Here is a 24,144-nt window from a genome sequence, read left to right as displayed (position 1 = left end):
GTCCTGCTCTCTCAACCAATATGGGCTTTGTAGGCGGCCTCATCCAGGAGACCTTCGAGTTGGCTTTCATCGGCCAGCTTCATCTTCCACAGCCAGCCGTCGCTGGCCGCCGCCGAATTGACCAGGGACGGATCAGACGAAAGCGCGGTGTTGGCCTCGGTGATCTCGCCGTCGACCGGCGCATAGACGTCCGATGCCGCCTTGACCGATTCGACCACGACGGCGGTATCGCCCTTGGCCAGCTTTTTCCCAGGCTCCGGCAATTCGACGAAGACGAGATCGCCGAGCTGTTCCTGCGCGTAGTCGGTGATGCCGATGGTGGCGATACCGCCTTCGACGCGGAGCCATTCGTGATCTTCAGTGAAATAGGTCTTTGCCATGAAGTTCATCCTTTGCGGTAGCGATGCGGCGTGAAGGGCAGGGGATTGATATCGACCGGGATTTTGGTCCCGCGAACGTCGGCGAAGAGTTTTGCGCCGGGTTTGGCCAGCGACGCCTGGACGTAGCCCATGGCGACCGGATGGCCGGCCGAGGGGCCGAAGCCGCCGGAGGTGACGTGGCCGGCGGGATTGCCGTCGGCATCGAAAAGGGTTGCACCGGGGCGCACCGGCTGGCGGCCCTCCGGCTTCAGGCCGACGCGTTTTTGCGCCGGGCCGCGCTCCAGGATTGAACGCAAGGCGTCGGCGCCAATGAAAGCGCCAGAGGCGCGAACCTCCTTCGGGATCGCCCACATCAGCCCGGCGCCGGCCGGGTCGATCTCAGGCGTGATGTCCAGTCCGTGCAGGCACAGCCCTGCTTCGAGCCGCAGGCTGTCGCGGGCGGCCAGCCCAACCCACATCACTCGCTCGTCCTCGAGCAGTTTGGCGACGAGATTTCGCGCATCCGCTTCCGGCAGGCCGACCTCGAAGCCGTCCTCGCCGGTATAGCCCGAGCGGCTCATGAACCAGTTTTCGCGCGGCTCGAAGCCGTGCATGAACAGCAGCGATCCGGTTTCGATGCCGGCGCGCGACAGGGCGGCCCAGGCTTCGGGACCCTGGATTGCCAGGAAGACGCGGTCGAGTGCTTCAATCTTGGCGTCAAAGTCCGCCTTGGCATCAAAGTCGGCAAGCTCACGAAGGTGTTTTTCGTCGGCTTCAGCATTGCCGGCATTGGCGACGACCATGAAGCGTTGCCGGCCGAGCCTGGTGACGATCAGATCGTCGATGATGCCGGCGGCTTCATTGAGAAAGAACGTGTATTTGGACTGGGAAATCTCAAGCGCGCCGGCGTCGAACGGGCAGGCCCGGTTGAGCAGTGCTTCAGCGCCCAAGCCACTGATCTCGAACAGCTTCATGTGTGAGATGTCGAACAGGCCGGCATGTTCGCGGGTATGAAGGTGCTCCTTCATCACGCCGGCCGGATAGGTGAGCGGCATCGACCAGCCGGCGAACGCGCCAAAGCGCGCACTGGCGGCCACGTGCAGGTCTTCGAGGGGAAGGTGTTTGGTGTCGTCGCCCGTCATGTCGTCTCCAGAGTCGCACGCAATCGGCCGCGAATGGCGACCAGTCCGTGCCCCTCTGTCTGAAGCCTGAGAGACTCGCGCCCCGTAACTCTGTCGGCAGCGCTTACACCTTCGGCGCGGGGCGAAAAAAAGCCCCGACTTTCCAGAGTGTCTTTCCCGTCTACGGTTCTTTTTGCCTGAGAGATTTCGGGCGATTTCCCCTTCGGCGGCAGCTCTCGCTGCTCTCTCCCGCAAACAGGTAGGACTCAATTTGAGCCCTCGACTCGTCATCCATAGCCTGTCGGCGACACCTTGTCACCTGCTAGCGACAGCTTACCGACAAGTCTTCGCTAACCACGCGGTTTGCCGGTTTCTCAAGGAACTGCCGATATGTTGGGTCCAAGTGACGTATGGATGGGAAACGAAATGGGCGAATTGAAGAGCGTTCCGGTGGCCGAGCTGGCCTCGAAAAATCGGGTCACAGCGGAAGACGTGGTCATGCTGCGCCGCGAGGTGTTCGGCGACGGGGTGGTGACGCGGAGCGAGGCCGAGGCGCTGTTTGCGCTCGACGCGATAGAAGGGGACAAATGCGCGGAATGGCCGGATTTTTTCATCGAAGCCATCACCGATCTCATCGTTCATCAGGAAAAGCCGGCGGGCTATATCTCACAGGACAATGCCGACTGGCTGGTCCAAGCGATTTCGCGTGACGGCATGGTCGACAGCCTGACCGAACTCGAACTGCTCGTGCATGTGCTGGAAAAGGCGAAATCCTTGCCGAACGGGCTTTGCGCCTATGCGCTGGAGCAGGTCGCCCATGCCATCATCGACGGCAAAGGGCCGCTGATGCACGGCGGTAAGCTGGTTCCCGGGCTGATCGCCAAGGCTGAAGTCGAGCTTCTGCGCCGCATCCTCTATGCCTATGGCGGCGACGGCAACATTGCGATCACCCGCGCCGAGGCAGAGGTGCTGTTCAAGATCAACGAGCGGACCGCGGCAGCCAACAACGATCCATCGTGGAATGATCTGTTCGTCAAGGCGCTCGCCAATTACGTCATGTGCTCGGCCGGCTACGAAGCTCCGGTGCGCGACGTGGCGCTGCGGCAAGATGCTTTCCTGGAGCAGGCCGATCCAGAGATCGGCGGTTTCTTCGGCCGCATGGTTTCGGGTGGCCTCGCCGGCATCATGAAAGCCTACTGCGCGCCGGGCGATATCGAATCCGAATGGGAATCGAAGAACAAGGCAGCCGAAGCACTGGCACGCCGCGCCGAAACGATCGACGCGTGCGAGGCGAAATGGCTGGCCGAGCGCATCGGCAGCGACCGGCCGCTGCATGAGAACGAGCGCGCGCTGCTGACACTGATCAAGCACGCCTCGCCGGAAATCCATCCGGTGCTCAAGCCGCTGATCGACAAGGTCGCCTGAGCAAAGCACCAAACACTGATCGGAAATGGCGGAGCTATGGCGTCAAATGCCGCCGTACCAGTCGTAGCCATTGTCCTCCCAGTAGCCGCCCCTGCCGCCGCCGATAGCGGCGAAACTGTCGACCAGTTCGATCCGGCGGAGATACTTTGGCATCTTGTAGCCGATCTGGCGCTCGACGCGGACGCGCAGCGGCGCGCCGTTCTCGACCGGCAGCGGCTTGCCGTTCAGGCCATAGGCAAGGATCGTCTGCGGGTGACGGGCATCGATCAGGTCGATCGAGCCGTAATATTTGATGTCGCCGGACAGGCTGCGGTCGATCGTGTCGAGGCAATGGAACACGACGTAGCGCGCCTGTCGCTTGACCACCGCCTGATCAAGCACCAGCGACAGCGGCGTGCCGGTCCATTTGGCGATGCAACTCCAGCCTTCGACGCAGTCGTGGCGGGTGATCTGGGTGCGGCTTGGCATTTTCATCAATTGCTCGCGGGTCAGCGACAGCGGCTTTTCGACGAGGCCGGAGACATCGAGCCGCCAGTCGGCGAAATTGTTGGCGAGCAGGCTTTTGTAGACATCGTCGTCCGGCGCGGTGACGCCGTTCGGCCGCTGCGGCTGGCGAATGTCGGCTTCGGTGAATTCCGGCGCCAGCGAATCGCCGGCGAGCAGGCGTTGCGCGCGCCAGGTCAGGCCGTTGGCGCCTTCGAGGAAACTGCGCAGGCCGTCGCCGACACGAAGCTGGCTGTCGAATGCATCGCAACCCGACAGCATGATGCCGGTGACGCCGAGGCTGGCCGAGGTCAGGAATTTTCTGCGGCTGATCACAAACTTCGCCATCTCACGCACCCCTCTGCGGCGTCTTGCTGCCATGCGCCGGCGGATCGGTTCGGTACCAGCCGGTGATGATGGAACGCAGCTCGTTGATCGGGCCGGCAGCGAAGATCATCAGCATATGGATGATGAAGAAGGCGACGAGCAGCAGCATCACGACGAAATGGATTGTCCGCGCCGTCTGCCTGCCGCCAAGCAAATCGTTGAGGAATGGCAGCGCCGCGTTCATGCTCGGCGACATGGCAAGGCCGGTGATGATCATCAGCGGCAGCAGCACGAACATCACGCCGCCATAGGCCATCTTCTGCAGCGTGTTGTATTCGCGCGTGTGATGAAACTTGAATTTGGCATGATCGATGATGTCTCGCGGCAAACGCCTGAGATCGTCGATGCGCGGGACAAGATCGCGGCGCAGATGACCGTTGACCAGGCTGGCGACCAGCCACACGACCAGGGTCGTGGACAGTATCCAGGCGAAGAAGAAATGGACGACGCGGGCGGTGCCGAGGTCGTAATAGGAGGGGATTGTCGCCCAGGACGGGAAGGCGCGGGCCGTCTCCCGACCCGCCGGCCCCGACCAGCCGAGCACACCGGTTGTGTCGAAGCGCTTGCCGAAGATTTCGGTGTAGCCGCGCGGGCCGTTTGCGGTGTTCTCGGCGCCGATGGCGAAGATGGTGTTGTTATAGGCGAATCCCGATTCCTTGCCGATATAGAGCTGCGGGCGGGCGTTGAAGATCTGCAGGCCGGAAAGCAGCATGAAGAACAGCGAAATGGCCCAGAGCCAGTGCGTCAGCCGCGTCCAGCGCGACTGCCGGTAGATCAGTGTCGCATCCTTCGGCGCGGCAGTATCTGGCCCGACGGTTGATTGGCTCCTGGCCACCGATTGCATTTTGTCGCGTCCTTCCGGCCGCTCAGTCGGCCTTTCCGATCGTTCTCCTCCCAATACGTTGCCAGCCAAAGCGATGTTTCATCCGATCACGGAATTATTACAGACTGCCCGGTGCTACCGGCTCCCGAGACTGACGGCGAGGTTGACCGCGGCGGCGACAATCACTGTATTAAAAAAGAACGACAGGATCGAATGCAAAAGCACGATGTGACGCATTTGCGTGGTCGAGACCGCGGTATCGGAGGTCTGCGAGGTCATGCCGACGGTGGTCGAGAAGTAGAGAAAATCCCAGCCGTCCGGCCGTTCCTTACCGGCAAATACGAGGCCGCCGACCGGCTTTTTCTGTTTCGCTTTGCTGCCGGGGTCGGTCTCTTCATCGTTGACCCAGTAAACATGGGCGTAGTGCAGCGCCGTCATGGCGTGGATGGTGAACCAGCCGAGGGGGATCGACAGCAGCGCGAAGGTGAGTTCGACAGGATGCGCGCTGCCCTCGCGATTGATCAATTGGAACAGCGAGATGATGGCAATGGTGACGACAATCAGCGTCACCGCAAAGATGACTAGCACCGGCTGGTCGGTGGCCCGCGCGTTCTTGCTTAAATAGCGGCCGGTGAGCAGCGGCATCTGGGCGACGACGATGACGGTGTAGGCGGCGAAAAACGCATTGGCGCCGATCGAAAAGGCGAGCGGAGTGCGCAAGACCAGCGCGATCGCCAGTGCCACTACACCGATGCAGGCCGACACCGCGAACTGCATGTGGCGGTGCAGTGGTGTCTTCAGGGGAGTCTCGGTCGTCATGGCCCGGCCTCTGATGGCGGTCCGTCTTACCGCCGCTCGTCTCTTAGGGCTCGAACATTATAGCACTTTTGACTGTGCGCATGATGCCGAAGATCGATTCCGGTCTTGCTGCGCTGACCTCCGGTTCGGGGTCAAGCGCTAGCCCAGTGCGGCGGATTTCAGCGCACGCCGCAAGATGCGGTCGAGCTCGCCAAGAAACCGCGAGCGGTCCTGCGGCGCGAAACTGGCATTGTAGCCCTTGCTTTCGCCGGTCTCGCGCAGATGCTGCTTGAGGTCGCGCATCGCTACCGCCATGCCGATCGTTTCCGGCGTGAACGGGCGTCCGGTCGGCCCAAGCACATGGGCGCCGAGCGCCACCGTGCGGGCGGCAAGCGGGATGTCTGATGTCACGACGATGTCGTTGGGCTTGGCATTGTCGACGATCCAGTCGTCCGCCGCGTCGGCGCCCTTGGACACGACGACGTTGCGAATCATCGGATCGCGCGACGGGCGCAGCCCGCCATTGGAGACAAAGGTGACGACGACGCCATGGCGCTCGGCAACCTTCTCGACCTCGGCCTTCACCGGACAGGCATCGGCATCGACGTAAATGGCGGGTGCGGGCATGGTTCGTTCCAAGCGTATGAAGCCGGGCGATTGTGCCTGGATTGATGTTCGAGCGGTCAAAGGTCGGCGCTGCCCCTCATCCGCCTGCCAGCCCATTCTCCCCGTAAAGTGACGGGGCGAAGGGGCTGGCCGCAACCTCGGCACGCTTTCTGCCACGCTGCAGATTGGCGAAATCCCTTTGCGAAGGCGTCTTTCTCCCCGTCACTATACGGGGAGAAATGCCCGGCAGGGCAATGAGGGGCGGCGCAGACCTGAAGCGATTGCCTTGCTTCCTCCCGCCACGTCGTAATTTCTCAATAGACCACCACGCTCCTGATGCTCTTGCCTTCGTGCATCAGGTCAAAACCCTTGTTGATGTCCTCCAGCTTCAGCGTGTGGGTGATCATCGGGTCGATCTCGATCTTGCCGTCCATGTACCAGTCGACGATCTTCGGCACGTCGGTGCGACCGCGCGCGCCGCCGAAGGCGGTGCCCATCCAGGTGCGGCCGGTGACCAGCTGGAACGGCCGCGTCGAGATCTCCTGGCCAGCGCCGGCAACGCCGATGACCACCGACTTGCCCCAGCCGCGGTGCGATGCTTCCAGGGCCTGGCGCATCACCTTGGTGCTGCCGGTGCAGTCGAACGTATAGTCGGCGCCGCCGATCTGGTCGGCGCCGCGTTTTGTCATGTTGACGAGATAGGGCACGATATCGCCGTCGATCTCCTTCGGATTGACGAAATGCGTCATGCCGAATTTCTCGCCCCATTCCTTCTTGTCGTTGTTCAGGTCGACGCCGATGATCATGTCGGCGCCGGCAAGGCGCAGCCCCTGGATGACGTTGAGGCCGATGCCGCCGAGGCCGAAGACGGCGGCCGTGGCGCCGATCTCGACTTTTGCGGTGTTGATCACCGCGCCGATGCCGGTGGTGACGCCGCAGCCGATGTAGCAGATCTTGTCGAAGGGCGCGTCGGGATTGACCTTGGCCACCGCAATCTCGGGCAGCACGGTGAAGTTGGAGAAGGTCGAGCAGCCCATATAATGGAAGATCTTGTCCTTGCCGATCGAGAAGCGCGACGAGCCGTCCGGCATCAGCCCTTGCCCCTGCGTGGCGCGGATCGCGGTGCACAGATTGGTCTTTCTGGACAGGCAGGACGGGCATTGCCGGCATTCCGGCGTGTAGAGCGGGATGACGTGGTCACCCTTCTTGACCGAGGTGACGCCCTTGCCGACATCGACGACGATGCCGGCGCCCTCATGGCCGAGGATCGCCGGAAAAATCCCTTCGGGATCGGCGCCCGACAGCGTGAACTCATCGGTGTGGCAGATGCCGGTCGCCTTGATCTCGACCAGCACCTCGCCGGCTCGCGGGCCGTCGAGGTCGACCTCCAGGATTTCCAGCGGCTTTCCGGCGGCGACAGCGACAGCGGCACGGGTTTTCATCGGGGCTCTCCTCTCAAGCCAAATCGGCAATCGAGGCGAGCTTTAGCGTATCTGCAGGTTCTGGACTATGGGACGAATTGACAGTTCGGTGCCGGGTTTTGGTCGGCACCAGCCGACTTACGCGCGGATATGCGCTTACGTGCCTTGACCGGCCGGGCTAAGCCCATAAAAGAAAGGCAGCCGAGGGAACAAAACCCGTATGTTCACAAAAATCCTGATCGCCAATCGTGGCGAGATCGCCTGCCGCGTCATCAAGACGGCGCGCAAGATGGGCATCGCCACCGTCGCGGTCTTTTCGGACGCCGATCGTGACGCCGTGCATGTCGAGATGGCCGACGAGGCTGTACATATCGGGCCTTCGCCGGCCTCACAAAGCTATCTGGTGCCGGAGAAGATCATCGCCGCCTGCAAGGCGACGGGTGCTGAAGCCGTGCACCCCGGCTACGGGTTTTTGTCCGAACGCGCCTCCTTCTGTGAAGCGCTGGAGCAGGAAGGCATCGTCTTCATCGGCCCAAAACCCGGAGCGATCAGGGCGATGGGCGACAAGATCGAATCGAAGAAATTCGCCAATGCAGCCAGGGTCAGCACGGTGCCCGGCTGGCTCGGCGTCATCGAGAATGCCGGTCATGCCGAGAAAATAGCCGGCGAGATCGGCTATCCCGTGATGATCAAGGCCTCGGCCGGCGGCGGCGGCAAGGGCATGCGCATCGCCTGGAGCAAGGCCGAGGTGCGCGACGGGTTCGACCGGGCGCGGTCGGAGGCCAAAAGCTCGTTCGGTGACGACCGCGTCTTTATCGAAAAGTTCGTGGTCGATCCGCGCCACATCGAGATCCAGGTGCTGGCCGACGCGCATGGCAATGCGCTTTATCTCGGCGAGCGCGAATGCTCGATCCAGCGCCGCAACCAGAAGGTCGTCGAAGAGGCGCCTTCACCTTTCCTCGACGCCAGGACCCGGAAAGCCATGGGCGAGCAGGCGGTGGCGCTGGCCAGCGCGGTCGACTACCAGAGCGCCGGCACGGTCGAGTTCATTGTAGATAGTGAAAAGAACTTCTATTTCCTTGAAATGAATACACGATTGCAGGTCGAGCATCCGGTGACCGAGCTCGTCACCGGCATTGACCTTGTCGAGCAGATGATCCGCATAGCAGCCGGCGAAAAGCTCGCCATCAAGCAAAGCGACGTCAAGCTGAACGGCTGGGCGGTGGAAAGCCGGCTCTACGCCGAGGACCCGTATCGCAATTTCCTGCCGTCGATCGGCCGGCTGACGAGATACCGGCCACCGCAAGAGGGACAGTTCGGCGACGTCGTCGTCCGCAACGATACCGGGGTTACCGAGGGTTCGGAAATCTCGATGTTCTATGACCCGATGGTCGCCAAGCTGTGCACCTGGGCGCCGACTCGGCTCGCGGCAATAGACGCCATGTCGGAAGCGCTCGACAGTTTTGTCGTCGACGGCATCGAGCACAACATGCCGTTCCTGGCAGCACTTATGCAGCATCCGCGCTGGCGGGAAGGGCGGATATCGACCGCCTTCATATCAGAGGAATATCCCGACGGCTTCGCGCCGATCGTGCCTGACAGCGAGGAAAAGGCCGTTCTCGCAGCGATCGCCGCCGCGGTCGAATTGCTGCGCCGCGACCGGCTCGACCGGCTCGGCGGGCGGCTGGCGCCGCATTCGGGTGTCCTGAAACGCGACTGGGTGATCAAGATCGGCAAGGACTATCTTTCAGCCTCGGTGCTCGAAGGCATGATCTCCATTCCGATGGAGCTCGGTCTGTCGATCGACGGCGGCAAGGCGCTGACGGTAGCCTCCGACTGGCGTCCGGGCGATCTCGTCTGGCGCGGCACGGTCGGCGACCGAAGGATCGCTGCGCAGGTCAGGCCGGTGCTGAACGGGCTTCGCGTCGCCTGGAAAGGCATGTCGGTGAGCGCACGCGCCATGCTGCCCCGCACTGCCGAACTCGAAAGGCTGATGCCGGAAAAAGTGGCGCCCGACACCTCGAAGATGCTGCTCTGCCCGATGCCCGGCCTTGTCGTGTCGATCGCCGTTGCCGAAGGGCAGGAGGTCAAGGCCGGCGAGACGCTGGCGGTCGTCGAGGCGATGAAGATGGAAAACGTGCTGCGCGCCGAACGCGATCTCACCGTATCGAAACTCAAGGCAAAACCGGGCGACAGTCTTGCCGTCGACGCGGTGATCATGGAATTTGCGTGAGGCTGAAAAATCATGCTCGACGCCGGTCTGGGACTTTGGAGATTGGCGAAAGCCGCGATGACCGCCAATCTCCCCCCTTGCGGGGGAGATGTCCGGCAGGACAGAGGGGGGTGTGAAGGATCGCGAACTCTCGATTTAGTTCATCCCAATCGAAAACAACTGAGGGCGTGACTGCGCTTGGTTGATAGGCCGGCGGGACAGCACCCCCTCTGCCCTGCCGGGCATCTCCCCCGCAAGGGGGGAGATTGGCAGCTTCGTCGACGGCGCCTGCCGTGGCGATGAGCAGCGGAGACCCGAAGCGATCTGCCCTGCACCGTCATTAGCACTGATCGCGAGCTCGCAACTTCCTCAATTGCTGGACTCGCATCGTCCAGTGCCGGACAATACATCCTCATCGACTGAGTCCTCTCAAACGGCGATAAAAAAATGGCGAATGAGACACTTCCCCGCGATCCGTTGCGGCGCGAGGCCTTTGTGAAGGCGTCGCGGCCGGAAGCGCCGGCGCGGCCGTTCATTCATCTGCGCGTGCATTCGGCCTATTCGCTGCTCGAAGGCGCCTTGCAGCTGGGTACGGTCGTCGGCCATGCGGTGAGGGATGACGCCCCGGCGATTGCCGTCACCGACACCAACAATCTGTTCGGCGCGCTCGAATTTGCTCAAAAGGCGGTGAAGGAGGGTATCCAGCCGATCATCGGCTGCCAGACCGCTCTCGCTTTTTCCGGTGAAGCCAGCGACAGCCAGCGCGACCGCAGGCGGCAAGGCCCGGAAATGCGGCCCGTGGTTTTGATCGCGGCGACCGGGGCCGGCTACAGCAACCTGGTCAGGCTGGTCAGCCGGGTCTATCTGGAAACGCCGCCCGGCGAGGCCGTGCATCTGACGACCGAGATGCTGCAAGGCCATTGCGAGGGCCTGATCTGTCTCAGCGGCGGGCCGCGCGGCCCGATCGGCAACGCGCTGAAAGAGGACCGCCGCGACCTCGCCGAGACGCGGCTTCTGGCGCTCAAGGCGCTGTTCGGCGACCGGCTCTATGTCGAGCTGGAACGGGTTTCCGGCTATGACCGGGCCATCGAGAAATCGTCAGTCGACCTCGCCTATATCAATGACTTGCCGCTGGTTGCCACCAACGAGGCGTTTTTCTCCTCGCGCGACGACTATGAGGCGCATGATGCGCTGATCGCCATCGCCGAAGGGTCGGTCGTCGCCGTCGACAATCGCCGGCGGCTGTCGCCCGACAATTTTCTGAGAAGCCAGGCCGAGATGGCGAGGCTGTTCGCCGATCTGCCGGAGGCGATCGACAACACCGTCGAGATCGCGCTGCGCTGCTCCTACTATCCCAAGACCCGCAACCCGATCCTGCCGCGCTTTGCCGGCGGCGATGTCGCCGACGCCGACGCGGCGGTGAAGGCGGAGGCGCAGGAGCTTGCCAGACAGGCGCATGAAGGGCTGGAGGCGCGGCTCGCCGCGCACGGCCTGGCCCCTGGCTACACGGTCGAGCAATATCGCGAAAGGTTGGAATTCGAGCTCGGCATTATCGAGAAGATGAAATTCCCCGGCTACTTCCTGATCGTCGCCGACTTCATCAAATGGGCGAAGGCGCAGGGCATTCCGGTCGGGCCGGGGCGCGGCTCGGGCGCCGGCTCGCTGGTCGCCTATTCGACGACCATCACCGACATCGATCCGCTGCGTTTCTCGCTGCTGTTCGAGCGCTTCCTCAATCCCGACCGCGTGTCGATGCCCGACTTCGACATCGATTTCTGCCAGGACCGGCGCGAGGAGGTCATCCGCTACGTCCAGCATAAATACGGACGCGACCAGGTCGGCCAGATTATCACCTTCGGCACGCTGCAGGCCCGCGCGGTGCTGCGCGATGTCGGCCGCGTGCTGCAGATGCCCTATGGCCAAGTCGACAAGCTCAGCAAAATGGTGCCGTCGAACCCGGCCAATCCGGTCAAGCTCGCCGACGCCATCGCCAACGAGCCGCGCTTTGCCGAGGAGGCCGAGCGCGAGCCGATCGTGCAGACGCTGCTCGACATGGCGCAGAAGCTGGAAGGGCTCTACCGCCACGCCTCGACGCATGCCGCCGGCATCGTCATCGGCGACCGGCCGCTGTGGGAGCTGGTGCCGATGTACCGCGATCCGCGCTCGGACATGCCGGTCACCCAGTTCAACATGAAGTATGTCGAGCAGGCCGGCCTGGTGAAGTTCGACTTCCTCGGACTGAAGACGCTGACGGTGCTGGAGACCGCGGTCAAGCTGATCCGCCGCCGCGGCATCGAGATCGATCTTGCCCACATTCCGCTCGACGACCCCGACACCTATGCCATGCTGTCACGCGGCGAAGTGGTCGGCGTGTTCCAGGTGGAAAGTGCCGGCATGCGCAAGGCGCTGATCGGCATGCGGCCCGACTGCATCGAGGACATCATTGCGCTGGTCGCGCTTTACCGGCCGGGCCCGATGGAGAACATCCCGACCTACAACGCCAGAAAGCATGGCGAGGAGGAGATGGCGTCGATCCATCCGAAGATCGACCATCTGGTGAAGGAGACGCAAGGCGTCATCGTCTACCAGGAACAGGTGATGCAGATCGCGCAGGAGCTTGCCGGCTATTCGCTGGGCGAAGCCGACCTGTTGCGTCGCGCCATGGGCAAGAAGATCCGCGCCGAGATGGACAAGCAGCGCGAGCGCTTCGTCTCGGGCGCGATCGAGCGCGGCGTCGGCAAGCCGCAAGCCGACTTCATCTTCGACCTGCTGGCAAAGTTCGCCGACTATGGTTTCAACAAGTCGCATGCCGCCGCCTATGCGGTCGTTTCCTACCAGACCGCCTATCTGAAGGCGCACTACCCGGTCGAATTCCTGGCCGCGTCGATGACGCTCGACATGGGCAACACCGATAAACTCGCTGATTTCCGCCAGGATGCGCTGCGCCTCGGAATCGATGTCGTGGCGCCGTCGGTGATATCAAGCTTCCGCGCCTTCGAAGTCGCCGAGAACCGGATCTTCTATTCGCTGGCCGCGCTCAAGGGCGTCGGCGACGCGGCGGTCGAGCATATCGTCGCCATGCGCGGCGAAAAACCGTTCAAGAACCTCGCCGATTTCTGCGAAAGGGTCGACCCGAAGATCGTCGGCAAGCGCGTCTTCGAAAGCCTGATCATGGCCGGCGCGCTCGACTGCTTCGGTCACGACCGCGCCGCGATGATGGCGGGCGTCGAGCGGATGATGGGGCTGGCGTCGCTTGCGCAGCAGAATGCAATGTCGGGCCAGCACGACATTTTCGGCGCCTCGCTCGGGGCGCAGTCGCAGGCGCTCAACCTGCCGGCGACCGACGCGTGGCTTGCCTCCGACCGCCTGCACCGTGAATTCCAGGTGGTCGGCTTCTATCTCTCGGCGCACCCGCTAGACGAATACAAGGCGGCGCTGCAGAAGATGCGGGTGCAGACCTGGGCCGAGTTCTCGGGCGCCGTCAAACGCGGCGCTGCCGCCGGGCGGCTTGCCGGCACCGTCACCACCAAGCAGGAGCGCAAGACGCGCACCGGCAACAAGATGGGCGTCGTGCAGTTCTCCGACACGTCGGGCCAGTATGAAGCAGTGCTGTTTTCCGAAGGTCTGGCGCAATATCGCGACCTGCTCGAGCCCGGCCGTTCGGTGGTGGTCACAGTTTCGGCCGAGGACAGGCCCGAAGGCGTCAATCTGCGCATCCAGACGGTGCAGTCGCTGGAGGACGAGGCAAGCCGCATCCAAAAAGCCTTGCGCATCTTTGTCAGAGATGACCGGCCGGCGTCGGCGATTCAATCGCAGCTTACCCAGCGCGGCGACAGCCTGGTGAGCATTATCGTCATCAAGGACGAGGCGCAGGGCGAGGTCGAGATCGAACTGCCCAACCGTTACCGCGTCTCGCCACAGATCGCCTCGGCCATGCGGGCGGTGCCGGGCGTGGTGGAGGTGGAGTTGGTGTGAGCTAACGACCGTATTCCGCCAGGTCGCATTGCCCGGTGACGATGCCGCTGGTATTGTGGGCTCGGCGGCCTGGGTCTTTTGGCGGCCCGGGGGAGTGCGTCATGGATGAGCGGGATGCCGCTGCCGAACTCCAGAAAATGGTCAATGGCTTCCAGGTATCTCAGGCGATATGCGTCGCCGCCACGCTGGGCATTGCAGACCATCTCAAGGACGGAAAACGCACCAGCGGCGAACTGGCCGTGCTGACCAATACCCATCCGCAGGCGCTCTACCGGCTGCTGCGCGCCCTTGCGTCGGCCGGCGTGTTCCATGAAGCGGAAGACCGATCCTTCTCGCTGACCCCGGTTGGCGGCGCGTTGCGATCCGACGTTCAGCATTCGGTCGCGTCGTGGGCAATTCTGGCCGGACGGCCGTATTTCCGTCAGGCATGGAGCGATCTGCTGCACAGTGTCAGCACCGGCGAAAACGCCTTTCGCCACGCTTATGGCAAGGGCGTGTGGGAATATCGGGCGGAGCATCCGGAAGAGTCCGTCGTTTTCGACCGGGCGATGACTGCGATGTCGCGTGGCGTCGCCGCTGCGGTGCTCGCGGCCTACGACTTCCGGCGGTTCTCTGTCGTTATGGATGTAGGCGGCGGGCAGGGCGCGCTGCTTGCCGAAATCCTCCGCCGCAATCCCGGCCAGCGCGGCATTCTATTCGATCAGCCGCAGGTCGTGGCGAAGGCCGGCCCGGTCTTCGGCGCCGCGGCTGTGGCCGATCGCTGCGACATCGTCGCCGGCGATTTCTTCGTCTTGGTGCCCGAAGGAGCCGATGCGATTGTGCTTAAATGGATCCTGCATGACTGGGACGACGAAACAAACATCCGGATCCTGAAAACCTGCCGCAGGGCGATTCGCCCGGAAGGCAAACTGCTGGTGCTCGAGAGCATTCTGGCGCCGCCCAATGAAGGCGCCGCCGCAAAATTCGGCGATCTGAACATGCTGGTCATGCCGGGCGGGCAGGAACGCACGGCGGAAGAATTCAGGTTGCTGCTTGCGGCGTCGGATTTTCGGGTCGCCAATATCGTTGAAGCCGGACCTCGCATCAGCATCATCGAGGCGGAACCGGTCTGATTGCTTTCCGGGTCTGAAACGCTCCGGATGTTCTCAAGCCGCAGCGGCTTGCCTTGCCTCTGCTCTGCCCTCTGGACGGCTGTCGCAGCGAGCGTTATCGCAGTTGTCATGAAGGCGCCGGAAAGGGACGGAGTGCAGGATTTTTCAGCCTTGACGCGGCTGCGCGGCACGCTGCGCAAACTCTATCACGGGCGCACGCCCGCGGCTTTCCGGTTTCAGCTGGCGGCTGTTATCATCGACCTTGCCATCATCGCCTTCTTCATCGCCACACCGGTGATCCAGGACTCGTCCTCGTTCCTCTGGCTCGATTATTCAGTGGCAGCGCTTGTCGCCGCCGACATGATTGCCCGGCTGCTGGCGTCAAACGACATGCTGCGCCTGATGAAACAGCCGACGTCGTGGGTCGACGGCTTCATCCTGCTGACGCTGCTGATGCCTTCGGCGCTGGCCAATCTGGGTTTTCTGCGCATATTGCGGCTGTGGTCGCTGTCGCGCAGCGGCGCGCTGTGGCGGTTTTTCGAGATGCGCGGCCTCAAAAAATGGCGCGAGGCAAGCCATGCAGTCATCAATCTCCTGACATTCCTGTTTGTCGTCACCGGTTTCGTCTACACCTTCTTCTTCCGCACCGGGGCCGGTCTCGAAGGCTATGTCGATGCGCTGTATTTCACCGTCGCCACGGTGACCACGACCGGCTTCGGCGACATCGTCCTGCCGGGAATAGCCGGCAAGCTCACCGCGATCGTTACCATGATCATCGGCATATCGCTGTTCGTCAGGCTGGCACAGGCGCTCTTCCGTCCCAACAAGGTCTTCTTCCCGTGCCCGCAATGTGGCCTTCAGCGGCATGAAGCCGACGCCGTCCACTGCAAGGCCTGCGGGCATCTCCTCAACATACCCGACGAAGGCGACTGAAATGCGAGGCTAAGCGCGGTTTTGTGGAACAAAACCGCGCGGTAGCTCTTTGCTTTGACGCATTTTGTCGGACGCCAAACGAAGCCGTTTGGCTGCAAAATGCTAGGACGCTGCCACTTCCGCTGGTTTGGTCGCCTTTTTCGGCAGATTAAGCAGATTGCCCAGCAGGATCAGCAAGGCGCCCCCGGCGGTGAAGGCGTCGATCTGCTCCTGATACAGCAGCCAGCCGATCAGCGCCGACAGCGGCACGCGCAAAAAGTCCATCGGCGAGATGACGGTGGCGTCGGCATAGGCGAGTGCGCGCGCCATGCAGAAATGCGACGACATGCCGGTGAAGGCGATCAGCAGGATCCACGGCCACAGTTCGAGCGGCGGGTTGCGCCATTCGTAGAGCGCCGGGATCAGCCCGAGCACCGACTGGATGACCAGCATCCAGAAGATGATGGACACGACGCTGTCCGTCCGCGTCAGCGATTTGACCAGGACCACGGATATGCCGAAGCAGACCGCGGCACCCAGCACGACAACATGTCCCGGATCGAGGGAGCCGACGCCCGGACGGACGATGATCAGCACACCGATCAGCCCGAGCACGATCGCCGCAAGTCTTGGCCGGCTTAGTCTTTCACCAAGAAAGCCGACCGCTAGAATGGCCGTCCAGATCGGCGTCGTGAATTCGATGGAGATCAGCACGGCCAGCGGGATCAATGTCAAGGCGTAGAGCCATGCCGCCTGGCCGACAAAATGGACGACGTTGCGGGCGATATGGGCGGTGGGGCGTATGCTGCGCATCGCCGCAAAACCGCCTGACATCATCACCAGCGGCAGGAGGATGAAAAGGCCGATCACCGAGCGCAGCTCCAGCACCTGGAAGACATTGAGCTCGGCCGTCGTGGCGCGGCCGGCGACCGACATCGTCAGAAACGATGCGATCGACAGCGCCATCCAGAACGCAGCCTTGGGGATCGAGGGCGAGGGTGCCATGCGCGCTATGTCGCAAGTCGGGACTTTCACCGCAACCGCTAGTCGACGCATTCGGCTGGGCCAGAGCGGCGCGTTGCAAAACGGTCATGCTGAAGGCGGAACCTGCCGTCACGGCGAGCGTTGGTCCAACAGCCAGATCAAGGGGAGAGATTCAATGAAATCATGTGCACGATTTGCACTTGCCGGCTGCCTGGCGGCTGTCGCCGGCGCGGCTCATGCCGATGAGGCCGATTTTCTTCGCTCGTTCGAGGGGAATTTTGCCGGCAAGGGCACTGTCAAGGTAACCACCGAGGCGCCGACGGTGAACGTCTCCTGCCGCTTCAATTCCGACGCGACATCGAGTTCCTTGTCGCTGGACGGCACCTGCCGCGGTCTCGTCGTGGTGACGCGCGCCATCAGTGCCGATCTGAGGTCCAGCGGGACGAAGTACACCGGCACCTATGTCGGATCCCGCACCGGGCCGGCGCAGCTCAGCGGCAGGCGCTCGGGCAACGCGATCAATCTCGGCATCCGCTGGGCGAAGGAGGTCAACGGCGATCGTACCGCGCAAATGACCGTCGAGAAGAAAGGCGAGGACGGCATGCGGCTGACCGTTATCGACGTCGACCCGAAAACCGGCGAGCGCGTGACGACCAGCCGGATCGATCTGCGACGCACCTGAAGCGGCCCGCTTTACCCTGTCTTGTTTGAGCGTGATCTTTCCGAGAACTGGATCCGCTTTTCGCTTGCGCGGACATTCGGTTCGGGGTCACGCTTAAACTAATCCTCGATCGGCTCTGGCGGGTGGGCGTTGCGGCCCTTGCCGAAGGTGTAGCCGGTCTCCACCGCCCTGCGGCCGAACTTGTCGCGCAACCTGTCGATGGCGCCTTCGGCCATGGCACGCTTGCGTGACTGGATATCGACGAGGTCGGGCGGATCGGCCTTTTCGTCATTCGAGAGGTCGCTGACGCCGATGCCGAGCAGCCGGTATCTGGTGCCGTCCGCCTCCTTGAGCAGCAGCTCGAGCCCGGTCGAGAAAATGCGGTCGGCCAGCCGTGTCGGGTCGCCCAGCTGCCGGTTTCGCGTGCGGGTCTTGAAATCCTGCGTCTTCAGCTTCAGCACGACGGTGCGCCCGGCAATGCCGGATTTCTTCAGCCGCCCCGAGACTTTTTCCGACAGCGCTCTCAGCACCGAAACCAGTTGCTCGGGGGAGGCGATGTCGGCGTCGAAAGTGGTCTCTGCCGAGACGCTTTTCGCATCCTGGTCGGGGTGGACGCGGCGGTCGTCCTCGCCGCGTGAAAGATGGAACAGCCGGTCGCCCATCACGCCGTAGCGGCGCATCAGGTCGCCGCGCTCCATGCGCTGCAACTGGCCGATGGTGCGGATGCCGTCGCGCTCAAGCGTGGCGGCGAAGGCTTTTCCCACCCCCCAGATCAGCGTCACCGGCTGCTCGGCCAGAAAGCCGGTCGCCTCGGCTTGGCCGATCACCGAAAAGCCGCGCGGCTTGCGTAAGTCCGACGCCACCTTGGCCAAGAACTTGCAGTAGGAAAGGCCTGATGAAACGGTGATGCCGATCTCCTTCTCCACCTCGAGCGCGAAGCGTGCCAGCACCACCGCCGGCGGCAAGCCATGCAGGCGCTCGGTGCCGGCAAGGTCCAGAAACGCTTCGTCGATGGAGATCGGCTCGACCAGCGGCGTCAGCGCCTGCATCATGGCGCGCACCTCGCGGCCGACGCGACCATATTTTTCCATGTCCGGCGGGATGACGACCGCTTCCGGGCAGGCTTCGAGCGCCTTGAACATCGGCATCGCCGAGCGCACCCCGTGGACGCGGGCGATGTAGCAAGCGGTGGAGACGACGCCGCGCTTGCCGCCGCCGATGATCAACGGCCGGTCCTTCAGCGCCGGGTTGTCGCGCTTTTCGACCGCCGCATAAAACGCGTCGCAATCGATATGGGCGAGATGCAGCCGATAGAGCTCCGGATGGCGGGCCAGCCGTGGACTGCCGCAGCGCTCACAGCGCCGTGCCTCGCCGCGCTGAAAGGTCAGGCAGTCGCGACAAAAACCGTGATCGGGATTGTTGACAGGAACCGCCATCGCTGCGAACATAAAGAGAACAAAAGCAATGGTACGTCAGGACGGACGCCACGACAAGGCGGTGGGCCGGGAGAGAGTTCGTGAATACGACCATAGCGCTGCTGGTGCCCGAGCTTTGGGCGGATTTTGAACATCTTTTCGGTAAGCAGGGTGCCTGCTACGGCTGTTGGTGCACGCATTTCCGGCTGTCGCCGGCCGCGCGCCGCGCCAGCAACCGGGAACGCAACAAGGACCACATCAAGGCGCGGATCGAGGCCGGACCGCCACCGGGCGTGCTGGCGTTCGAGGATGGCAAGGCGGTCGGCTGGATGCAGATCGGCCCGCGCGCCGACGTGCCCGAATGGAACAACAAGGGCAGGGGGTCGGCGCCGGTCGATCCCGCCGACGCCACCGATCCGGGCGTCTGGGCGATTTCCTGCTTCTTCATCCGCGTCAAGGCGCGCGGCAGGGGCGTGACGCACCGGCTGGTCGAAGGCGGGATCGAATTTGCTCGCCAGAATGGCGCGCGGCTGGTCGAGGCATGTCCGATCGACCTGTCGAGAGATTCGCGTTCGATCGGGCTGTTCGTCGGCTCGTCGCGGGTCTTCGAGAAAGCCGGTTTCGAGAGGCTGGTCGAGCGCAAGGCGGGCCGGCCGCTGATGCGATTGGTGCTTTAGTCAACGCTGCTGGGCGCGCCGCGGCGACCGAACTATCGTAGTCGGCCTGCATATCAGACGCCCATCCGGGAATAAATCCGGCTGCGGCCCGTTCCTCCTCGGATTTTTCCATGGAGGCCATCGATGTTTCATTTTTCCCAGAGTTCTCAGAAGACCTCTCGCTCGATCCGGTTTGCCTGTCGGCCGGAAGATCATGGCGTCATCGCGCCGCCAGTGGCGGCCAAGACGGTCCTGCCGGACTGGTTCCGCAAACTGCCGCCGGTCGATGCGCAGCAAGCCTCGGCCACCAACAATGGCCTGACCGTCAAGCGCTGCATGCCGTTTCTCGACGCGATGACAACCGGCTGGATCCTGCCGCTCGCGGCGACAGTCCGCCTTGAGGTCAAGGATGGCGGCAGCGCCGTCGATGCCGGCTGGGAGTTCGACAGGGTGATGGTGAGCAATCATGGCGCCCATCAGGTCGCCGGCAATCCGAAGGAACCGGCACCGCCATGCAAGTTTCACAATTACTGGTCGATCCGTACCCCGCCGGGCTGGAGTTGTCTGTTCCTGCCGCCGCTCAATCGGCCGGCTCAGCCTTTCGAATGCGTCGCCGGCATCGTCGATACCGACACCTACGCAGCCCACATCCATTTTCCGTTCTTTGCGACGGCGCCGGATGGCCTCTACGTCATCGAAAAGGGAACGCCGCTGGTCCAGGTCATACCGTTTCGCCGCGAAGATGCGGCGCTCAAGGCCGAGATCCAGGCGGAGACCGGAGCCGAGGCGACCGAGCGCGAAACGGTCTACCGCAACACGATTGCCAGCGAAGGCTGGTATCGCAAATGGGCCCGCGCGGCCCGCTAGACTTTTTCTGGAGAAGAATACGAAAACGGGGCCGCTAGGCCCCGTTTCGCATGGGTTGCCACCGGCGCGAAGCGACGCGGTGCAGACCCCTAATGCTGATCTGTAGCGATCCTTCGCGCCCCCCTCTGTCCTGCCGGACATCTCCCCCACAAGGGGGGAGATCGGCAGCTTCGACGACGGCGCCCTTTTTTTCAACGTTGAAAATTGGCGAAAGCCGAGGGGACAAGCCAATCTCCCCCCAAAGTGGGGGAGATGTCCGGCAGGACAGAGGGGGGCGCCTCGCTCCGCCATCACAGGTTCTGCGCCAATCGCCAGCGAATGCGAAACGGGGGCCAACTGGCCCCCGTTTCTCGGTGGATTGCGCGCTCTATCGCCCGGCCGACGTCAACGCCGCCAGTTGCGCGACCAGCCGCGATCCGAACCGTTCGAGTTCGAGTTGGAGGAACTGTTCGACGATGAGTTCGAATTCGAGTTGCTCGAGGAATTGGAGCTGGAGTTCGAAGACGAGTTCGAATTCGAATTGCTCGACGAATTAGAGTTGGAATTCGACGAACCGTTGGACGACGAATTGGAGCTCGAATTTGAAGAGCTGTTGCCAGCGACGATGAAGGAACCGTCGCTTTGGCTGGACATTGCCGCCGGCGGACGCTCGGTTTCCGGCGCCCCCGCGGGAGACTCCTTCGCCTGCGCCGTGGTGCTCGCGAGCGCTGCCATTCCTGCGACCAGTGTCGACTTGAGCTTCCAGTGTCTTGTCATGGTAGTTACTCCTTGTTTCAGACCGGACCGGCAGTTGCGGCCCGGCGGAGTAACGGGCGATCGCCGGCTTTATTCCATTCAAAGAAAGTTGGATTCCATTTCAGAGCAAGCCGGGCCAGAGCAAGCCGGGTCAGAGCGGGCCGGGCCGTCGCAGTTTCACTTCCGGTCCTTCTGACGGATCTCGTCCAGCGCTTTGACTTCCTCCTCGGCTGACATCGGAGCGCCTGCTTCGATCGCCGAAAGATAGGCGTCGAGGGCTTCGGTCGACGAGGCCGGGGCATAGCCTCCGGCGTCGCCCGGCGCCACGACCGCGAAGCTGACGCGCCATTCGTCGCCGGAACGGCAGGCGACCGACATCACCGTGGAGCGGTCCTGCGAGTCGACCTCAAATTCGCGGCACAAATCCTGCGAATCGTTACGGAACGTAGCGATGGCCCGGAACCGGTCGCTGATCCCGACGAGCTTGATTTCCTTGCCGGACTCGACCGTTTCAAGGGCTTGGGCCAAGCCCGGCCTGATGACGCCGGCAACCCACAAGCCGCCCTGCGTGCGTTCGTTGGTGCCTGCTGCCCAATAGCCGGCGAGCCCGCCGCCAATTGCCGCCGCGAGAGAGGCGGCAATTGGCAGCATCCATCGAGACCTCGAAGCAGGCCCTGCCAAGCGCCTGTTGCCGAAGGGCAATATCGATGCCGTCGCCGCTTTCTCGCCGGCACGCCTGGCCTCGATCATCTGCTCGACGGCCGCGACAAGTTTTTCGGGAACCGGCTCGTCGAGCAGCGGCTTCAGCGCGGCCTGCGCCTGCGCTCTGGTTTCGATGAACACAGCAATCCTGGCAACCAGACGGTCGTCCGTTTCCATCGCCTGCTCGATCCTGGCGACCATGTCTGGATCAAGCTCACCGTCGGCGAACCGCATCAGGATTTCGTCCGAAAAAGTCTCTTCGGTCATTTTGCAGCCCCTTTTGTGACCGGAGAACGGGTGGGCGCCGAAGATATTCCAGTCGCCTCCGCCAGATTCCTCCTCGCTCGGGCCAGCCTGCTCATCACCGTCCCGATCGGCACGGCAAGGACTTCCGCGGCCTCCTTGTAGGAAAGCTCTTCGACGCAGACCAGAAGCAGCACGTCGCGCTGGTCGGCGGCGAGCTCGCCTATGGCTTGCGCCACGCTGTTCAGCGCCAGCCGCGCCTCCATCTCGCGCTCACCGGAAACGCCGGCGATGTCATGGCGCTCGTCGATATCGTCCTGCGGGCCGGCGACCTTGCGCTTGCGGATGTCGTCGATCCACAGATTTCTCAGAATCTTGAACATCCACGCGTCGAAGCGCGTCCCTGGCTCGAAACGCTGCTCGTTGGCGAGCGCCCGTTCGCAGGCGCGCTGGACAAGATCGTCCGCGATGTCGCGGGACCGGCACAGCGCAATCGCGAACCGGCGCAGATTCGGCAGAAAAGCGACAAGCTGATCTTGGACGCGGTCGGCTTGTTCCGGCATGTTGCTCCAGGTTCTGGAATAAAGCGGCCCCGCGCCCGTTCCTCGCAAGGCTAGCTTATTGCCGGACAGCTCCGCTAGCCTCGCGACGTTTGAAAATCGGCGACGGCCGGAAATGTGAGGGAGACCATGCGCACCACCTCCTGGTTGAGACCAAAAGCCCTGCTGCTTTTCTGGGTCGCCGTCGCATTGCTCGTCGATCCTCAGGCGCCGGGCGGCCAGCTGGCGCTCGGCGAGTTCGGGCCAAGATCGGCGTTGGCCGATGACGACGGTGGCGGTGACGATGGTGGCGACGATGGCGGTGGTGATGACGGCGGTCGGTCCGGCACTTCGCCCGGTGGGTCGCGAACGACGTCCAGCCGATCGACCGGCCCGAACCTGTTTCGCGCGCTGACGGATCGGTTTCTTCCGCGCCCGCCAAGGCGCAGCGGCAGGCGCGCGCAACGGCCAGCCGCCCCTTTGCCGTCTCGGGTACCGGACCAGATCGTGGCGACCGGGCTGAATTCGGCTGAGATCGGTCGGCTTCAGGCAACCGGCTTCACCGTACTGGACCGTGCCGACATTCAGCTTCTTGGATCGGAGCTGATTCGGCTGCGCATTCCACCCAACATGCCGCTGGAGGCTGCGCGCGATCTTGTCATCGATGCCGCTCCGCAGTCGACGGCAGATTTCGTGCATTACTACCGGCCCGGACAGGAAGCTGAATGTGCCGGGCCGCACTGCGCCGCCGCGGGCCTGATCGGCTGGCCGGCCGGTAGCGGACTGCCAGCCGGCTGCGGTGGCAATGTCACGATCGGCCTTATCGACACCGCGATCAATCCTGCGCATGACGCCTTCTCGAGAGGCCGGGTCGAAGTTCTTCGCCTGTCGGACGACGGCGTTCCCGAGTCCGGCCGCCAGCACGGCACCGCCGTCGCGGCCCTGCTTGTCGGCGGCGCCGACAGCCGTACTCCCGGCCTGCTGCCGCACGCCAGGCTCATCGCGGTCGATGCGTTTCATCGGGGCGATCGCCAGGATGACCGCTCGGACGCCTACGATCTGCTTCGCGCGCTCGACCTTCTTACGGCGCGCGGCGTGCAGGTGACGAATATGAGCCTGTCGGGACCTGCGAATGCGCTTCTCGAGCAGGTTGTCCGAAGACTCTCCGAACGCGGCATGGTGATCGTCGCCGCCGCCGGCAATGGCGGCCCAAAAGCCGGGCCTGCCTATCCGGCGGCCTATGCTGAAGTGATCGCGGTGACGGCGGTCGACCGCATGAAACGCCCCTACTGGCGCGCCGGCCGCGGCGAGCATATCGACCTGGCCGCTCCCGGCGTCCAAGTGTGGACGGCCGCGTCGGTCCGCGGCGCACGGCCGAAGACCGGCACCTCCTTCGCGGCGCCCTTCGTCACCGCAGCCGCTGCCTTGATGAAATCTGCAAACGGCAACGCCACCGCAGCCGACATTCAAGACGCGCTCGGCAAGTCGGCGGAAGATCTCGGCGCGCCGGGCAAGGACGACGTCTTCGGCTGGGGCCTGCTCAATGCCAGTGCCGCTTGCCTCGTCACGTCGAAGAAGGCGACCTGAAGCTCCACTGTCGATGCCGGAGGATAGCGCGGAGGGCGAAGGCTGGTTATAGACCGGCTTCCAGCCCCAACGAGGGGATTGCACCCCGACGGTTTCCGATTACGGTTGCGGCTGGAGTTTTTACCACAGAAACAGCAACGGA

The 24,144-nt window shown here is 63.2% G+C and carries 21 protein-coding genes and 1 riboswitch; of the genes, 10 read left to right on the top strand and 11 right to left on the bottom strand.

The genetic code is table 11. The features are described from left to right. Positions 1-11: 11 nt before the first annotated feature. Complete coding sequence (gcvH, locus tag AC0L2B_RS21110; protein ID WP_027156276.1) at positions 12-380, bottom strand: glycine cleavage system protein GcvH; 369 nt, start codon at positions 378-380, stop codon at positions 12-14. Between the two features lie 5 nt (positions 381-385). After that, positions 386-1,501, bottom strand: a complete 1,116-nt coding sequence (gcvT, locus tag AC0L2B_RS21105; RefSeq protein WP_473746687.1) for a glycine cleavage system aminomethyltransferase GcvT — start codon at positions 1,499-1,501, stop codon at positions 386-388. Positions 1,502-1,654: 153 nt separating this feature from the next. Next, positions 1,655-1,742: riboswitch (glycine riboswitch) on the bottom strand. Positions 1,743-1,906: 164 nt separating this feature from the next. Between gcvT and AC0L2B_RS21100 the strand changes: the two genes are divergently transcribed. Beyond that, entirely contained in the window at positions 1,907-2,905 is a 999-nt protein-coding gene (locus AC0L2B_RS21100) for a hypothetical protein (protein ID WP_473746686.1), read from the top strand. Positions 2,906-2,947: 42 nt separating this feature from the next. Here AC0L2B_RS21100 and AC0L2B_RS21095 read toward each other — a convergent pair whose 3' ends face one another. The 5 genes from AC0L2B_RS21095 to AC0L2B_RS21075 all read right to left on the bottom strand — a co-directional run bounded on the left by AC0L2B_RS21095 (position 2,948) and on the right by AC0L2B_RS21075 (position 7,444). Beyond that, positions 2,948-3,736, bottom strand: a complete 789-nt coding sequence (locus AC0L2B_RS21095) for a molybdopterin-binding protein (RefSeq protein WP_473746685.1) — start codon at positions 3,734-3,736, stop codon at positions 2,948-2,950. 1 nt (position 3,737) lies between these two features. Further along, entirely contained in the window at positions 3,738-4,619 is an 882-nt protein-coding gene (locus tag AC0L2B_RS21090) for a cytochrome b/b6 domain-containing protein (RefSeq protein ID WP_473746684.1), read from the bottom strand. A gap of 114 nt (positions 4,620-4,733) precedes the next feature. Continuing rightward, positions 4,734-5,417 (bottom strand): DUF1345 domain-containing protein, encoded by a 684-nt coding sequence (locus AC0L2B_RS21085; RefSeq protein WP_473746683.1) that lies wholly within the window; start codon positions 5,415-5,417, stop codon positions 4,734-4,736. A gap of 138 nt (positions 5,418-5,555) precedes the next feature. After that, the gene (locus AC0L2B_RS21080; protein WP_091597173.1) at positions 5,556-6,023 is read right to left on the bottom strand and encodes a YaiI/YqxD family protein; all 468 of its coding nucleotides are present in this window, start codon (positions 6,021-6,023) and stop codon (positions 5,556-5,558) included. A gap of 293 nt (positions 6,024-6,316) precedes the next feature. Beyond that, positions 6,317-7,444 (bottom strand): S-(hydroxymethyl)glutathione dehydrogenase/class III alcohol dehydrogenase, encoded by a 1,128-nt coding sequence (locus AC0L2B_RS21075; protein ID WP_091597176.1) that lies wholly within the window; start codon positions 7,442-7,444, stop codon positions 6,317-6,319. A 199-nt stretch (positions 7,445-7,643) separates the two neighbouring features. On the opposite strand from AC0L2B_RS21075, the gene AC0L2B_RS21070 reads away from it, so the two are divergent. From AC0L2B_RS21070 to AC0L2B_RS21055, 4 genes are all read left to right on the top strand, one after another. Next, a complete protein-coding gene (locus tag AC0L2B_RS21070) occupies positions 7,644-9,656 on the top strand; it encodes an acetyl-CoA carboxylase biotin carboxylase subunit (protein WP_473746682.1) in 2,013 nt (670 codons plus the stop codon). Between the two features lie 426 nt (positions 9,657-10,082). After that, entirely contained in the window at positions 10,083-13,610 is a 3,528-nt protein-coding gene (dnaE, locus tag AC0L2B_RS21065; protein ID WP_473746681.1) for a DNA polymerase III subunit alpha, read from the top strand. Positions 13,611-13,711: 101 nt separating this feature from the next. Next, positions 13,712-14,722 (top strand): methyltransferase, encoded by a 1,011-nt coding sequence (locus AC0L2B_RS21060; RefSeq protein WP_473746680.1) that lies wholly within the window; start codon positions 13,712-13,714, stop codon positions 14,720-14,722. A 108-nt stretch (positions 14,723-14,830) separates the two neighbouring features. Continuing rightward, the gene (locus AC0L2B_RS21055; protein WP_473611050.1) at positions 14,831-15,634 is read left to right on the top strand and encodes a potassium channel family protein; all 804 of its coding nucleotides are present in this window, start codon (positions 14,831-14,833) and stop codon (positions 15,632-15,634) included. A gap of 102 nt (positions 15,635-15,736) precedes the next feature. Here the strand turns inward: AC0L2B_RS21055 and AC0L2B_RS21050 are convergent, their stop codons facing one another. Further along, positions 15,737-16,618 carry a DMT family transporter gene (locus AC0L2B_RS21050; RefSeq protein WP_473746679.1) on the bottom strand — a complete coding sequence of 294 codons (882 nt, stop codon included), beginning with the start codon at positions 16,616-16,618 and terminating at the stop codon, positions 15,737-15,739. 154 nt (positions 16,619-16,772) lie between these two features. On the opposite strand from AC0L2B_RS21050, the gene AC0L2B_RS21045 reads away from it, so the two are divergent. Next, positions 16,773-17,279, top strand: coding sequence for a hypothetical protein (locus tag AC0L2B_RS21045; RefSeq protein WP_473746678.1), 507 nt, complete (start codon positions 16,773-16,775; stop codon positions 17,277-17,279). A 98-nt stretch (positions 17,280-17,377) separates the two neighbouring features. Here AC0L2B_RS21045 and AC0L2B_RS21040 read toward each other — a convergent pair whose 3' ends face one another. After that, positions 17,378-18,706, bottom strand: a complete 1,329-nt coding sequence (locus tag AC0L2B_RS21040; RefSeq protein WP_473746677.1) for a DNA polymerase IV — start codon at positions 18,704-18,706, stop codon at positions 17,378-17,380. A gap of 68 nt (positions 18,707-18,774) precedes the next feature. On the opposite strand from AC0L2B_RS21040, the gene AC0L2B_RS21035 reads away from it, so the two are divergent. The 3 genes from AC0L2B_RS21035 to AC0L2B_RS21025 all read left to right on the top strand — a co-directional run bounded on the left by AC0L2B_RS21035 (position 18,775) and on the right by AC0L2B_RS21025 (position 21,127). Then, on the top strand, positions 18,775-19,350 hold the full coding sequence (locus AC0L2B_RS21035; protein ID WP_473746676.1) for a GNAT family N-acetyltransferase: 576 nt from the start codon (positions 18,775-18,777) through the stop codon (positions 19,348-19,350). 123 nt (positions 19,351-19,473) lie between these two features. After that, on the top strand, positions 19,474-20,196 hold the full coding sequence (locus AC0L2B_RS21030; protein WP_473746675.1) for a DUF6065 family protein: 723 nt from the start codon (positions 19,474-19,476) through the stop codon (positions 20,194-20,196). A gap of 436 nt (positions 20,197-20,632) precedes the next feature. Continuing rightward, complete coding sequence (locus AC0L2B_RS21025; RefSeq protein ID WP_156942628.1) at positions 20,633-21,127, top strand: hypothetical protein; 495 nt, start codon at positions 20,633-20,635, stop codon at positions 21,125-21,127. Here the strand turns inward: AC0L2B_RS21025 and AC0L2B_RS21020 are convergent. Together AC0L2B_RS21020 and AC0L2B_RS21015 are read right to left on the bottom strand one after the other, a co-directional pair. After that, positions 21,109-21,900, bottom strand: coding sequence for an anti-sigma factor family protein (locus tag AC0L2B_RS21020; protein WP_473746674.1), 792 nt, complete (start codon positions 21,898-21,900; stop codon positions 21,109-21,111). The genes AC0L2B_RS21025 and AC0L2B_RS21020 overlap by 19 nt on opposite strands. Beyond that, positions 21,897-22,439, bottom strand: coding sequence for an RNA polymerase sigma factor (locus AC0L2B_RS21015; protein ID WP_023801080.1), 543 nt, complete (start codon positions 22,437-22,439; stop codon positions 21,897-21,899). Before AC0L2B_RS21015 ends, AC0L2B_RS21020 begins: the two co-directional genes overlap by 4 nt. A 126-nt stretch (positions 22,440-22,565) precedes the next feature. Between AC0L2B_RS21015 and AC0L2B_RS21010 the strand changes: the two genes are divergently transcribed. Beyond that, positions 22,566-24,002 carry a S8 family serine peptidase gene (locus tag AC0L2B_RS21010; protein WP_473746673.1) on the top strand — a complete coding sequence of 479 codons (1,437 nt, stop codon included), beginning with the start codon at positions 22,566-22,568 and terminating at the stop codon, positions 24,000-24,002. The last annotated feature ends 142 nt before the right edge of the window (positions 24,003-24,144 follow it).

This window comes from Mesorhizobium sp. WSM4815, assembly GCF_055811575.1.
Note: the sequence above shows the minus strand (reverse complement) of the source record. Positions and strands in the feature narration are given on the sequence as shown.

Coding starts and splice junctions, on each gene's coding strand:
- gcvH (WP_027156276.1), bottom strand. CDS start 380: ATGGCAAAGACCTATTTCACTGAAGATCACGAATGGCTCCGCGTCGAA.
- gcvT (WP_473746687.1), bottom strand. CDS start 1,501: ATGACGGGCGACGACACCAAACACCTTCCCCTCGAAGACCTGCACGTG.
- AC0L2B_RS21100 (WP_473746686.1), top strand. CDS start 1,907: ATGGGCGAATTGAAGAGCGTTCCGGTGGCCGAGCTGGCCTCGAAAAAT.
- AC0L2B_RS21095 (WP_473746685.1), bottom strand. CDS start 3,736: ATGGCGAAGTTTGTGATCAGCCGCAGAAAATTCCTGACCTCGGCCAGC.
- AC0L2B_RS21090 (WP_473746684.1), bottom strand. CDS start 4,619: ATGCAATCGGTGGCCAGGAGCCAATCAACCGTCGGGCCAGATACTGCC.
- AC0L2B_RS21085 (WP_473746683.1), bottom strand. CDS start 5,417: ATGACGACCGAGACTCCCCTGAAGACACCACTGCACCGCCACATGCAG.
- AC0L2B_RS21080 (WP_091597173.1), bottom strand. CDS start 6,023: ATGCCCGCACCCGCCATTTACGTCGATGCCGATGCCTGTCCGGTGAAG.
- AC0L2B_RS21075 (WP_091597176.1), bottom strand. CDS start 7,444: ATGAAAACCCGTGCCGCTGTCGCTGTCGCCGCCGGAAAGCCGCTGGAA.
- AC0L2B_RS21070 (WP_473746682.1), top strand. CDS start 7,644: ATGTTCACAAAAATCCTGATCGCCAATCGTGGCGAGATCGCCTGCCGC.
- dnaE (WP_473746681.1), top strand. CDS start 10,083: ATGGCGAATGAGACACTTCCCCGCGATCCGTTGCGGCGCGAGGCCTTT.
- AC0L2B_RS21060 (WP_473746680.1), top strand. CDS start 13,712: ATGGATGAGCGGGATGCCGCTGCCGAACTCCAGAAAATGGTCAATGGC.
- AC0L2B_RS21055 (WP_473611050.1), top strand. CDS start 14,831: ATGAAGGCGCCGGAAAGGGACGGAGTGCAGGATTTTTCAGCCTTGACG.
- AC0L2B_RS21050 (WP_473746679.1), bottom strand. CDS start 16,618: ATGGCACCCTCGCCCTCGATCCCCAAGGCTGCGTTCTGGATGGCGCTG.
- AC0L2B_RS21045 (WP_473746678.1), top strand. CDS start 16,773: ATGAAATCATGTGCACGATTTGCACTTGCCGGCTGCCTGGCGGCTGTC.
- AC0L2B_RS21040 (WP_473746677.1), bottom strand. CDS start 18,706: ATGTTCGCAGCGATGGCGGTTCCTGTCAACAATCCCGATCACGGTTTT.
- AC0L2B_RS21030 (WP_473746675.1), top strand. CDS start 19,474: ATGTTTCATTTTTCCCAGAGTTCTCAGAAGACCTCTCGCTCGATCCGG.
- AC0L2B_RS21020 (WP_473746674.1), bottom strand. CDS start 21,900: ATGACCGAAGAGACTTTTTCGGACGAAATCCTGATGCGGTTCGCCGAC.
- AC0L2B_RS21015 (WP_023801080.1), bottom strand. CDS start 22,439: ATGCCGGAACAAGCCGACCGCGTCCAAGATCAGCTTGTCGCTTTTCTG.
- AC0L2B_RS21010 (WP_473746673.1), top strand. CDS start 22,566: ATGCGCACCACCTCCTGGTTGAGACCAAAAGCCCTGCTGCTTTTCTGG.